A 12,433-nucleotide genomic window follows, 5' to 3' on the forward strand; every position below is an offset into this window, starting at 1 on the left:
CAAGCCGCAGAAGGCGCGCAGCGGCAGCGCGGCCAAGGTCGACAAGGATGCCGACACGCTCGCGCTGGAGAAACGCGTCAGCGATGCGCTAGGCCTTGCCGTCACCGTCAGCCATCGCGATCCCGGCGGCACCGTCCAGATCAGCTACCGCAATCTCGAGCAGCTCGACGAGGTGGTGCGGCGGCTGGAGGGCGGTTAGAACTTCCGGCATCTCTCCACGTCATTGCGAGCGAAGCGAAGCAATCCATTTCTCCGCTCCTGTGGAGCGATGGATTGCTTCGTCGCTTCAGCGCAAAATTGCTTTGCAATTTTGTCGCGAGCTCCTCGCAATGACGGCTGTACGACCATTGCGTCTCACCCCCGCCGCTTCGCATTCGCCGCGATCGAGAGCAGCGCGCGCTGCGCGATCACGGCGGCGAGCGAGGCCTGCTTGCGCATGTCGAGCGCTGCGGTGGCGAGCTGGTCGATCACGTTCACCAGCCGCGGCGGCGTGAAGTTGCGCAGCGCGATCTCGACTGCGGGTTTGCGCGAGAAATGCAGCCGCGGAAATCCGCCTTCGAGCACGGCTGACGCCGGCGTGCCGTCCGCGATCGCCAGCGCCGATTTGTGCAGCCATGCCGCCTGGCGCTGCGCGGCCGAGATGATCACGCCGGGATAGGTGCCGGCGACCATTGCTTTCGTGAACTCGCTCTCGACCAGCGCGGCATTGCCGGCGAAGGCGCCGTCGACGATCGGGTCGAGCTTCAGCTCGGAGGCGTCGGACACCACGGTCATGACGTCCTCGAGCGTGATCTCACCCTTGCCGTGCGCGAACAGCGCCAGCTTGCGCAGCTCATTACGCGAGGCCATGCGGTCGCCGCCGAGCAGCGACATCAGCACGGCGCGCGCATCTTGTGCGAGCCGCAGGTTCGATACGCGCAGCTCGTCCTCGATCAGCTTGGTGAGGTCGCGCTCGGTGTCGGGATAGCAGCCGATCGCCACCGCATTCTTGGCGCGCTCGCAGATCTTGCGCAGCGGCGATTCCGGCCTGAGCTCGCCGGCCTCGATCACGATGCGGCAATCCCTGAGCGCGGTGGTCTCGATCAGCGTCTCGACGCCACTCGAGAAGTTGCGCGAGCCGGCGCGGACGCGGATGGCGCGGCGGCCGCCGAACAGCGGCACCGTCATGGCCTCGTCGACCAGCCGCGACGGCTCGGCGGCAAGCTCGTCGCCATCGAGTCGCACCAGCGAGAACGGATCGTTGGGATCGTCGACCGCGGAGGCCATCAGCGCGTCAGCGCGCTCGCGCACCAGCCCGAGGTCCGGGCCGTATAGCAGGATGATCGGACGGCCGGCGTCAGGCCGGGCGAGGAAACTGTCGATCTCTTTTCCGCGAAGCGCGACCATCTAGCCTTGAACCGTCATTCCGGGGCGCCTCGCCAGAGGCGAACCCGGAATCTGTAAATGATGGATCGAGATTCCGGGTTCGCGCCGCTGGCGCGCCCCGGAATGACGCCAACGCATCAAGTTCCGGTGGAGAAGAAGGAGGCGAGCCGGGTCTGGATGTTGTCGGCGATCTCCTGTGCGGCGCGGTCCTCGGCGTCCCGGAAGGCGCGGGCGCGGGCGAAGCGCTGGTAGGAGCCGGGCATGTCATAGGACACGCGCGAGAACGTGGTGCCGGTCATGACAGACTTGTTCGACGCGATCTCGACCAGGTTGAACTGGGCGTCGATGCCGTAGTTTTCGCTGGTCGGCAGCGCCGTGGCCTGGTCGATCATCAGCGAGGAGCGGCTGGTGGTGAACCGCAGCACCAGCCGATGCGTCGGCGCCACGCCGGTGGCGGTGCCGTAGAGCTTGAAGGCGAGGGCGTTGCGGACCTCGACGCCGACCCGGGCCTCGCGCGAGGCGTTCGGCTTGTCGACCGGCGGAACCTCGACGGCCATCAGCTTTTCGCGCAGGGCGGACGACTGGCCGTCGAGGGTGCGCTCGGCATACATCGGCTGGAAGCATCCGGCCGTCAGCGCGGCCAAGGCAGCCACGGCCACGAGCCGGGCGGCGATCCTGATCCTAGCCGACAACATTGACAATCCTCATGGGCACCACGATCACCTTGCGGACGGGTTTGCCGCCCAAGGCGGCTTTTACCGCATCGAGCGCCAAAACGGCAGCCTCTATATCCGCATTTTGGGCCGCCCGTGGCACGGTAACATCACCTCGTTTTTTACCGTTGACCTGGACGACCAGGGTCACGCTGTCTTCAACCAGCAAATCGCGCTCGATTTGCGGCCAATCGGCCTCGGAAACCAGCCCGGTCTGGCCGAGAACCACCCAGCACTCCTCGGCCAGATGCGGCATCATCGGCGAAAACAGCTGCACCAGGATGGTCGCCGCTTCCTTGACGGCCCAAGCCAGGTCCGGCGCCGGCTTGTCGCCTTTCGCCAGCACCTCGGACAGCGCATTGGCGAACTCGCGGATATGGGCGAGACACACGTTGAAATGCAGCCGCTCGATCCCGGACGACACCTTGTCGAGCGCGCCATGGGCGGCCTTGCGCAACGCCAGCGCCTCGGGCCCGAACGTGGCCGGCCGGGCCGCCGGCGCTGTCTTGGCGATCTCGGCCGATTCGTTCACCAGCCGCCACAGCCGCTGCACGAAGCGCGAGGCGCCCTGCACGCGCTCGTCGCTCCAGATCACGTCGCGGTCCGGCGGCGAGTCTGAGAGCATGAACCAGCGCGCGACGTCGGCGCCGTAGCTCGCGATGATGTCGTCGGGATCGACGGTGTTCTTCTTCGACTTCGACATCTTCTCGATCGGGCCGATCGCGATGTCCTCGCCGGTCGCCAGCAGCACCGCGCGGCGGGCATTGCCACCAACCTCGATCTTCACCTCGGCCGGCGTGACCCAGCTGCCGTCGGCCTTCTGGTAGGTCTCGTGCACCACCATGCCCTGGGTGAACATGCCGGCGAACGGCTCGGTCATGTCGATGTGGCCGGTGGCCTTCATCGCGCGGGTGAAGAAGCGGCTGTAGAGCAGATGCAAGATCGCGTGCTCGACGCCGCCGATATACTGGTCGACCGGCATCATCCGGTTCGCGACCGCGGGCGTGGTCGGTGCGGTCTCGTTCCACGGGTCGGTGAAGCGCGCGAAGTACCACGACGAGTCCACGAAGGTGTCCATCGTGTCGGTCTCGCGCACCGCTTTGGCCCCGCACTTCGGGCAAGTGACGTGCTTCCAGGTCGGGTGATGGTCGAGCGCGTTGCCCGGCTTGTCGAAGCTGACATCCTCCGGCAGCGTCACCGGCAGCTGGTCGTCAGGCACCGGCACCACGTCACAGGTCGGGCAGTGGATCACCGGGATCGGGCAGCCCCAGTAGCGCTGGCGCGAAATACCCCAGTCGCGCAGGCGGAAATTCACCTGCCGCTCGCCGACCGGCGCCAACCTTCCTTCCCCTGGCAAGGCGCGCAGCTCGGTCTCCAGACGCTTGGCAACCTCTTCCTTGGCCGCTTCGATCGTCATGCCGTCGAGGAAGCGCGAATTGATCATGCGGCCGTCGCCGTCATAGGCAACGTCGGTGATCACGAACGTCTTGGGGTCCTGGCCCTCGGGGCAGACCACTGGCACGTTGCCGAGATCGTACTTGTTGACGAAGTCAAGGTCGCGCTGGTCGTGCGCCGGGCAACCGAAGATCGCGCCGGTGCCGTATTCCATCAGCACGAAGTTCGCGACATAGACCGGCAGCTTCCAGCTCGGATCGAATGGATGCACCGCCTTGATGCCGGTGTCGAAGCCCTGCTTCTCGGCAGTGTCGATGATCGACTGCGCGGTGCCGATCTTCTTGATGTCGGCAATGAACTCCGCGAGCTTCGGATTCTTCGCGGCAGCCGCCTGCGCCAGCGGATGATCCGCCGAGATCGCCATGAACTTGGCGCCGAACAGCGTGTCCGGCCGCGTGGTGAAGATCTTCAGCTCGCTTTCGCCGGCCGGCGTGGTCGCCGCATCCAGCGCGAAACGGATCAGCAGGCCCTCGGAGCGGCCGATCCAGTTGCGCTGCATCAGCCGCACCTTGTCGGGCCAGCGGTCGAGACCATCCAGCGCTTCCAGGAGCTCCTGCGAGTACTTCGTGATCTTGAAGACCCACTGGCTCATTTCGCGCTGCTCGACGACGGCGCCGGAGCGCCAGCCGCGGCCGTCGATCACCTGCTCGTTGGCGAGCACGGTCATGTCGACCGGATCCCAGTTCAGCTTACGCTTCTCGCGCTCGGCGAGGCCGGCGCGCAGCATGTCCAAAAACATCTTCTGCTGATGCTTGTAGTAGCTGGGGTCGCAGGTCGCGAACTCGCGCGACCAGTCGAGCGACAGCCCGATCGACCGCAGCTGCTTCTTCATCGCGGCGATGTTGTCGTAGGTCCAGGCCTTCGGCGCCACCTTGCGCTCGATCGCGGCATTCTCCGCCGGCAGGCCGAATGCGTCCCAGCCCATCGGGTGCAGCACGTTGTAGCCCTTGGCGCGCATGAAGCGGGCCAGCACGTCGCCGAGCGTGTAGTTGCGGACATGGCCGATATGGATGCGCCCCGACGGATAGGGGAACATCTCGAGCACATAGTATTTCGGCCGCGGATCGTCGTTCTTGGAGGCGAAGATCGCCTTTTCGTCCCACAGGCGCTGCCAGCGGGGCTCGGATTCACGGGCGTTATAGCGTTCGGCGGTCATGAAATCGCAAGGATTTTGGGTGGCTTTGGGTGGTTTTCGGGTCCCGTCCGGGGACGGCGGACTAGGCCACAAAAGCGCCTGCGCGGTCAACGGCTTGGGGCCTCCAAACGCCCCATCCCCTCGCGCAGCCGCCCTGCCGCTGTCGCAGGGGCTCCGTCTGCAGCCTCCTCGTCGTCCTGGCCTTCGCCAGGACGACGCTGAATATGCTGCGTCGCCGATGGTCATGGTTCCGCGCTCATCGCGCCGCTCGACCAGGCACGATCTCAGCTTGCCAGCGCCATCCCGGCTTCGTCCAGCGTCTGCAGGAAGCCGTGCTCGATCACGGCATTCCTGCCGCGGCGCTTGGCGGCGTAGAGGGCGGCATCCGCGGCTTCGATCAGGTCGCCGGGGCGCTGGGTCTCGTTCGGCCTGGTCGTCGCGACGCCGACGCTGACGGTGACGACGCAATGGCTCGAGGATGCATGCGGCACGGCGAGGCCGAGCACGGCGGTGCGCACGGTCTCGCCGATCGCGAGCGCATGCGCGGCGTCGGTGTTCGGCAGCAAGAGGCAGAATTCCTCGCCGCCATAGCGGCCGGCGAAGCCCATGGTGTCGGCGGCGATCCCGGACAGCACTTCGCCGATCCGGGTCAGGCAAGCATCGCCTTCGGGATGGCCGTAGGTGTCGTTGTAGAGCTTGAAGTGATCGACATCGATCATCATCAGCGACAGCTCGCATTCATATTGCTGCGCTCGCATCCATTCGAAGTCGAGCCGGCTCTGGAAGCCGCGGCGGTTGGCGAGGCCGGACAGCGCATCGATCGAGGCCATCACGGTGAGACGATCGTTGGAGGCGACGAGCTCGCGCTCGCGCTGGCTGAGCTGCGCCGCCATCGCGTTGAAGGCGCGCGCCAGCGGCACGAATTCCGCCGGCAGCTTGTGCTTGGCGACGCGCGCCGACCAGTCGCCCTCGCCGAACCGCCGCGCCATGCCGGTCATCAGCTCGATCGGATGGATGACGAGCCGCTCGGCGCCGACCAGCGCACCCAGCAAAACGAAAAGGCAGACGAATCCGAGCTGCAGATAGGCGGTGCGGATCTCGCGGTTGATCGCCGCCGTCACCTTGGCCTCGTCCATGCTCACGATCAGCCGGGACTGCGTGCCGGCGATGCGCGCGAAGCTCAGCGTGCGCTGTGCGCCGTCGGACGCGGTGAACGACACCGAGCCGGACGGCTCGTCATAGCTCAGCGCCTTCTCGGCGATCGCCGCCATCAGCGGGATGGTGTCGAGCGAACGGCCGATCAGGCTCGCATGGTCGGCGGGCGCGGCGATCACGACGCCGGTAGAGTCAACCAGCACGGCCGACATGCCGGGCTGGCCGCCGAGATTGGCCATGATCTGCGACAGCCAGTCGATATTGATGCCGGCGACCACGACGGCATCCTGCTCCGGATTGATCGCGGCCACCGGATAGGCGGCCATCATCATCGGGCGGCCGTTGGTCCTGCCACGCAGATAGTCACTGAACACGAAGCCGCGGTTGTCCTGCGCCTTCTTGAAATATTCGCGGTCGCCGACATTGAGGCCGACCTGGACGTTGAGGGTCGAGCACTGCACCAGCCCGTCCCTGGAGACGAACATGATGCTGCGGATCCAGGGCAGCACCGTCGGCAGGCTGGCGCGCAGCACCTCGCAGCTCTGCGCGATGCCGCCGGAAGCGCGGATGTAGGCTGCGGACTTCAGCATGGTCTCGACCGAGGAGACCACCTCGCGCTGGGTTTCCGCGGCATGCGCGGTGAGGCTGGCATAGCCGGCCGCGGCTTGCGCGATCTGCTTGCTGCGGGAATCCTCCAGCGTGCGGACGCGGTCCAGCATCAGGGGCGCGACCAGCATCAGCGCAAGCAAGGCCAGCCGGGCACGAATTCCCAGAACCTTCTTGAGCCTGACCCGGTTGCGGTTGAAAGTTACGCCCGACATTCTGTTCCCTTGCCCGTGCGCAAGGTAGAATGCAGGGCTTCAAAAAGCCTTTCCCGAATTTGGTAAAATTCGAGCCAACCCCCCGCACCTGTCAGAGAACGGCACAAGCATGACGCAAAGCCCGACCACGCCGTTACCGGCCGATTCACCACATGGCCTAGCCGCCGTCGAACGCGAGATCGCGCATGCCTGCAAGGAAGCGCGGCGCGATCGTGCGTCGGTGACCTTGATCGCGGTGTCGAAGACGTTCGCGGCCGACGCAATTTTGCCGATTATCGGCGCCGGACAGCGCGTATTTGGCGAAAATCGCGTGCAGGAGGCCAAGGGCAAGTGGCCGGCGCTAACCCAGGCTCATCCGAGACTGCAGCTGCATCTGATCGGACCGTTGCAGTCGAACAAGGCCAAGGAGGCGGTTGCGCTGTTCGATGCGATCCATTCGGTCGATCGCGCCAGCATTTGCGAAGCGTTAGCCAAGGAAATCAAAAATCAAGGCAAGCACCCGGAACTGTTCGTCCAGATCAATACCGGTGAGGAGCCGCAGAAGGCCGGCGTCGCGCCGCAGGATGCGGATACCTTCATCGCGGCATGCCGTGACACCTACGGCCTGTCGATCTCGGGACTGATGTGCATCCCGCCGGTCGACCAGGCGCCGGCGCCGCACTTCGCGCTCTGCGCCAAGATCGCCGCGCGCAACGGCTTGACGAATCTCTCGATGGGCATGAGCGCGGATTTCGCGGTGGCGATCCAGATGGGCGCCACCCATGTGCGGGTCGGGTCGGCGATCTTTGGCACGCGGACGGTGCCGCATAACTGACTGTCGTCCTGGCGAATGCCAGGACCCATAACCACCGTTGTCGCTTGCAGGATGAGTGTCTCGCCGCGCGCCCTTTTCTGAGGCCGCGGTGTATGGGTCCTGGCCTTCGCCAGGACGACATTGGTGCATGTGGCGGGTGCGCAGCCTACGCGAACTTCACCGACACATTTCCGATCGCGCCGAAATCGGCCGCGAATTCATCGCCGGCGGCAATCGGCAGCGGTGGGTGGCAGGTGCCTGTGGTGACGACCTCGCCTGCCCGCAAGGTCAGCCCCAGCGCGCGCAGCTCGTTGGCGCACCAGGCGAGCGCTGCGCGGGGATCGCCGAGCACGTTCTTGCCATGGCCGATATAGCGCTCGCCGCGCAGCGTGATGACCGGGCGGTCCTCGACCAGGTCGATCGCACGCCAGTCGGCTGTCGTTGCGGGTCCGAGCACGAACAGATGCGCACAGGCATTGTCGGCGATCAGCTGCGCCTCGCCGGCGGCGACGAAATCGGCGAAACGCGAATCCGGAATCTCGATCGCCGGATGCAGCGTCCCGACGGCCTCCAACACCTCCTGCACGCTGTAAGGCGTCGTGCGCGGCGCGAGATCGCGCGCCATGCGGAAGGCGTATTCCGGCTCGCCGACGCGCATCTCGTTGCCCTGCATCGACGCGGTGCCGCCATCCGGTATCACCGTCTCGGCAAGGATGCGCCCGGCGAGCGGTCCGGTGACATTGATGTGCTTCTGGCCGGCCGCGCTGGTCGCCGCGATCTTCCAGCCGAACAGCTTTTCGCGCGACGTCTTTTCCAGCTCGGCCTGCACCGCATAGCCCTCGGCGCGATCGCGCGGCCGAATTGCGCCATCGAGCGCTGTGAGCTTGGTGCCGGCGTGCCAGTGATCGTGCAGGACCTTCGAGGCGGCGGCGATCCGGTTGTTGTCGAGCATGCTGTTTCGCTCCCCGCGGGAATTATTCTCTTCTGTGCACGATCTCAGCACAAACGCGTCGCGTCTGTCGCGTGGGAAAAGCGATGTTCAGCCATTCGACAACTCTAGCCGATGATGATCCTGGTCTGCGGCGACATCCGCCGCAACAGCCGCAGCATCGACGCCTTCGTCATCGAGACGCAGCCCGCGGTAGGCGAGAAATTCGGCCGCGCCAGATGCAGGAACACAGCGCTGCCGCGGCCGGCGACGCGCGGTGCGGCGTTGTGATCGATCTCGATAATGAAGTCGTAGAGATGGTCCTCGCGAGTCAGGCGGTCGCCGCCCTGCGCGCGATCGAGCCGGATCGGCTGGTTGTAGTGACGGTCGGCGGGGTCCTCGCACCAGGCGTCCTCGCGGCGGATCGGCCGGGTCGGCAGGAAAGTCGTCGGACGCTGGTGCCGGTCGGCGCGCCACCAGAGCTGGCGCGGATGGAAGACGCCGCGCGGCGTGCCGCCGTCGCCCTCGCGCTTGTTGGCGATGATTCCGCCGCGTCCGAGCGCCACCGGCACGGTCCAGCCGTCGGCCGACAGCCAGCCCCGGCGCGGGTCGCCGGCGGCTGCTCGGACCTCGATGATGGAGAGCGGGCGATCACGTTTAACTGTCATATAAGTGATTGAAATAGCTGACATTCCCTTAAGAATCGTTCCAAACTGAGCTTGCCTTGGAGGTTCAGAACATCCTATCTCCCGGCATTACAGGACATTCACGTCCTGCCCCGCCGGATTTGAGGTAGACTGCGTTGCCTTGTGAATCGGTAACAATCGCCTACCTGAGCACATATCTAGCCGATGTTACGGCCATAAGCGTCCTCCGCTTCTGACCGCCCCGCCCCCGAAGGATTGTACCTATGGCCAATGCCCGCAAGATCTTGATCGTGGATGACGATACCGATCTGCGCGATACGCTGGTCGAGCAGCTGTCGCTGCACGAGGAATTCGAAGCCTCCGCAGTCGACACCGGCGCCAAGGGCGCCACTGCCGCCAAAGCCAATTCCCCCGATCTGGTCCTGATGGACGTCGGCCTGCCCGACACCGACGGCCGCGAAGTGGTTCGCTCGCTCCGCAAGGGCGGCTTCAAGGCTCCGATCATCATGCTGACCGGCCACGACACCGATTCCGATACGATCCTGGGGCTCGAATCCGGCGCCAACGACTATGTGGCGAAGCCATTTCGGTTCGCGGTGCTGCTGGCTCGGATCCGGGCGCAGCTCCGCCAGCACGAGGCCAGCGAGGACGCGGTGTTCTCGGTCGGCCCCTACTCGTTCCGGCCCGGCTCGAAGATGCTGACCGGCGCCAATGCCAGGAAAGTGCGGCTGACCGAGAAGGAAACCGCGATCCTCCGCTTCCTCTACCGCGCCGGCCAGATGCCGGTGTCGCGCGAGACCCTGCTCCAGGAAGTCTGGGGCTACAATTCCGGTGTCACCACCCACACGCTGGAAACCCACATCTACCGCCTCCGCCAGAAGATCGAGAAGGACGCCGCCAACCCGGAAATCCTGGTGACGGAAGCCGGTGGCTACAAGCTGGTGCCGTGATACGCTTTGCGCTCAACGATTCGTGAAATCGAGGCGCACCGCGGTTACCGGACCTGAATGTCGATCGATGATGACGTAGCCCTGCTCGAGCGGGTCCCGACAATGCGTCTGTTGGGCGAGAGCTCCTTGCGCATGCTGGCGATCGGCTCCGAGCAACGTGATTTCAACGCAGGCGACGTGCTGTTCAAGGCCGGCGACGCTGCGGACGCCGGCTATGTCGTGCAGCGCGGCACCTTCCGCGTCGAGGAAGGCGGCGCTGAGATCATCGCCGGGCCCGGCGCGCTGATCGGCGAGCTCGCCTTGATCGTCGCCATGAAGCGGCCGTCGACCGCCACCGCGCTGGAGCGCGGCTCGGTGATCCGCGTCGCGCGCAGCCTGTTCCAGCGCGTGCTGGAAAGCGATCCCGCCGCGGCCCGCCGGCTGCGCGACGAGCTCGCGCTGCGCACCAGCCAGCTCGCAAGCGATATCCTGATGGCGGGCGGGAAGCTGAGTACGTAGTACCTCGTCGTCCCGGACAAGCGAGCGTCGCGAGCGCGATCCGGGGCCCATACGCTGCGGCCCATCCTTGGGCACACGGGCCGACGGCTTTGCCAGGTCCCTGCTTTCGCAGGGACGACAACCCTAAACCTCCATCACCGCCGTCACCGGCACGTGGTCCGACGGGCGCTCCCAGCTGCGGGCGTCGCGGGTGATCTTGAAATCGCTGACCTGGTCCTTCAGCGCGCGCGAGACCCAGATGTGATCGAGCCGTCGGCCGCGATCGCCGACGGTCCAGTCCGCCGCGCGGTAGCTCCACCAGGTGTAGACCTTTTCCGACATCGGGATCCGCTCGCGCGCGATGTCGAACCATTCGCCATGCGCCTGCGCGGCCAGCAGCTTCTCGGTCTCGACCGGCGTGTGCGAGACCACCTTGAGCAGCTGCTTGTGCGACCACACGTCGTTCTCATGCGGGGCGACGTTGAGGTCGCCGACCAGGATGTGGCGGTCGTCGCCGCGCGGATGCAGCGGCTCGCAGGCCTTCATCTCGTCGAGGAATTGCAGCTTGTGCTCGAATTTCGGATTGAGCGCGGGATCGGGAATGTCGCCGCCGGCCGGCACGTAGAAATTATGCAGCACCAGCGGCTTTGACAGCTGCGCCTTCTCGCCGAAGGACACCGAGATGTGTCGTGAATCGATCTTGTCGCAGAACGTCCTGATGTCGGTCGTCTCGAACGGCAGGCGCGAGACGATGGCGACGCCGTGATAGCCCTTCTGTCCATTCAGCGCGACGTGCTCATAGCCGAGCCGCTTGAAGCGCTTGAGCGGAAACGCATCGTCGATGCATTTGGTCTCCTGCAGGCACAGCACGTCCGGCCGCGCGCTCTTGATGAACTTGGCGACGGTGTCGATGCGCAGGCGCACCGAATTGATGTTCCAGGTGGTGACGGAGAACCGCATGAGGACCGCGTCTTAGCATGGTTCTCGGTGCGGGTTGGCGCTTTGTCCACAAGCAAGCGCTTGTGGGATGGGTAGAGCGAAGCGAAACCCGTCATTGACGCGGCGCGCCGTGATCGCGATGGGCTTCGCTGCGCTCTACCCATCCCACGCAACTACGCAGCGCGCCTACCCCGGCGAGGTGCCGGGATAGGTCGTGAAGTCGATCTTGAACAGTGCCGGATCGGGCTTCTGCGTCGCGTCGAGATTGTAGACCGCAACGGTCGTGTCGTAGCCCTGCGGGTCGGTGACGGTCCACTGCTTGAGCTTGCCGTCCTTGGCGCCGATCATCAGCAGGAAGCGGCTGGTGCCGACCAGCGCCTGCTTTTCCTCGATCGTGATGCTGACGAACACGTCGTCGGCAGTGACGCTGATGACGTTGGTGTCCTTCATCAGATCGATGCGGTCCGACAGCAGATAGCGCAGCGGGGTCTGCGACAGCGGATAGACGTCCTGGGTGGCGAGCCTGCGGTCGCGCACCGCGACCGAGGAGCCGTCGGCGATCACCTCGATCGGGCTCGGATCGTCATATTCGAAGCGCAGCTTGCCGGGTTTCTGGATGTAGAAATCGCCCTTGGTCTTGGTGCCGTCGGGGCCGACCTGGACGAAGTTTCCGACCAGCGTTTGCAGCGACGAGAGATAGGCCGAGACCTTGGCCGCCTGCGCCTTCTGGTTGGCGTCGAAGGTCTGAAAGATGCTGGCGGGCACGTTGCGGCGCGGGTCGGGAATCACCGGGTTCGGCGGTGCCTGGGTGGCGCCGGTCGTCGTCGGGCCCTTGTCCGCATTGGTCTGCGCGCCGGCGTCCTTCTTTGGCGCAGCCTTGGATCCGGCGTTGGGCGCGGGCTTCGGGGGCGGCGCATTCTGCGCAGTCGCCGAGCCGGCGATCGCGGCGGTGACGAGAAGAGCCAGCGCGGTGCGCGTGCCGCGGTCAATGAGGTGTTTTGCCATCAGATATGTCAGGTCTCTGTTCGACGCTCGTCCCGCTGCGCCGGATTTTA

The 12,433-nt window shown here is 65.5% G+C and carries 11 protein-coding genes and 1 pseudogene; 4 read left to right on the plus strand and 8 right to left on the minus strand.

Translation table 11 applies throughout. The features are described 5' to 3' along the window. A pseudogene (locus tag AKL29_RS44465) lies at positions 1–199 on the plus strand (ParB/RepB/Spo0J family partition protein); the annotation flags it as partial. Positions 200–354: 155 nt separating this feature from the next. Here AKL29_RS44465 and holA read toward each other — a convergent pair. The 4 genes from holA to AKL29_RS06565 all read right to left on the minus strand — a co-directional run bounded on the left by holA (position 355) and on the right by AKL29_RS06565 (position 6,644). After that, positions 355–1,386, minus strand: coding sequence for a DNA polymerase III subunit delta (holA, locus tag AKL29_RS06550; protein WP_050383513.1), 1,032 nt, complete (start codon positions 1,384–1,386; stop codon positions 355–357). Positions 1,387–1,502: 116 nt separating this feature from the next. Continuing rightward, positions 1,503–2,060: an LPS assembly lipoprotein LptE gene (lptE, locus tag AKL29_RS06555; RefSeq protein ID WP_028335816.1), complete on the minus strand. Its 558-nt coding sequence runs from the start codon at positions 2,058–2,060 to the stop codon at positions 1,503–1,505. Then, positions 2,047–4,689 carry a leucine--tRNA ligase gene (gene leuS, locus AKL29_RS06560; protein WP_050383514.1) on the minus strand — a complete coding sequence of 881 codons (2,643 nt, stop codon included), beginning with the start codon at positions 4,687–4,689 and terminating at the stop codon, positions 2,047–2,049. Before leuS ends, lptE begins: the two co-directional genes overlap by 14 nt. Before the next feature lie 263 nt (positions 4,690–4,952). Beyond that, positions 4,953–6,644 (minus strand): sensor domain-containing diguanylate cyclase, encoded by a 1,692-nt coding sequence (locus AKL29_RS06565; protein ID WP_028335818.1) that lies wholly within the window; start codon positions 6,642–6,644, stop codon positions 4,953–4,955. A gap of 109 nt (positions 6,645–6,753) precedes the next feature. On the opposite strand from AKL29_RS06565, the gene AKL29_RS06570 reads away from it, so the two are divergent. Then, complete coding sequence (locus AKL29_RS06570) at positions 6,754–7,458, plus strand: YggS family pyridoxal phosphate-dependent enzyme (RefSeq protein WP_050383515.1); 705 nt, start codon at positions 6,754–6,756, stop codon at positions 7,456–7,458. Positions 7,459–7,603: 145 nt separating this feature from the next. Here the strand turns inward: AKL29_RS06570 and AKL29_RS06575 are convergent, their stop codons facing one another. Then, a complete protein-coding gene (locus AKL29_RS06575; RefSeq protein ID WP_028335820.1) occupies positions 7,604–8,389 on the minus strand; it encodes a 2-keto-4-pentenoate hydratase in 786 nt (261 codons plus the stop codon). Positions 8,390–8,493: 104 nt separating this feature from the next. Next, positions 8,494–9,033, minus strand: a complete 540-nt coding sequence (locus AKL29_RS06580) for a L,D-transpeptidase family protein (RefSeq protein ID WP_028335821.1) — start codon at positions 9,031–9,033, stop codon at positions 8,494–8,496. A 242-nt stretch (positions 9,034–9,275) separates the two neighbouring features. On the opposite strand from AKL29_RS06580, the gene AKL29_RS06585 reads away from it, so the two are divergent. Further along, a complete protein-coding gene (locus AKL29_RS06585) occupies positions 9,276–9,962 on the plus strand; it encodes a response regulator transcription factor (RefSeq protein ID WP_016841446.1) in 687 nt (228 codons plus the stop codon). A gap of 57 nt (positions 9,963–10,019) precedes the next feature. Then, positions 10,020–10,460, plus strand: coding sequence for a cyclic nucleotide-binding domain-containing protein (locus AKL29_RS06590; protein WP_016841445.1), 441 nt, complete (start codon positions 10,020–10,022; stop codon positions 10,458–10,460). Between the two features lie 123 nt (positions 10,461–10,583). On the opposite strand, the gene AKL29_RS06595 is transcribed toward AKL29_RS06590, so the two are convergent. Continuing rightward, positions 10,584–11,399, minus strand: a complete 816-nt coding sequence (locus AKL29_RS06595; RefSeq protein ID WP_028335822.1) for an exodeoxyribonuclease III — start codon at positions 11,397–11,399, stop codon at positions 10,584–10,586. A gap of 165 nt (positions 11,400–11,564) precedes the next feature. Continuing rightward, complete coding sequence (locus AKL29_RS06600) at positions 11,565–12,383, minus strand: outer membrane lipoprotein carrier protein LolA (RefSeq protein ID WP_050383516.1); 819 nt, start codon at positions 12,381–12,383, stop codon at positions 11,565–11,567. Between the last annotated feature and the right edge of the window lie 50 nt (positions 12,384–12,433).

The organism is Bradyrhizobium pachyrhizi, from assembly GCF_001189245.1.
Classification (GTDB): Bacteria; Pseudomonadota; Alphaproteobacteria; order Rhizobiales; family Xanthobacteraceae; genus Bradyrhizobium; species Bradyrhizobium pachyrhizi.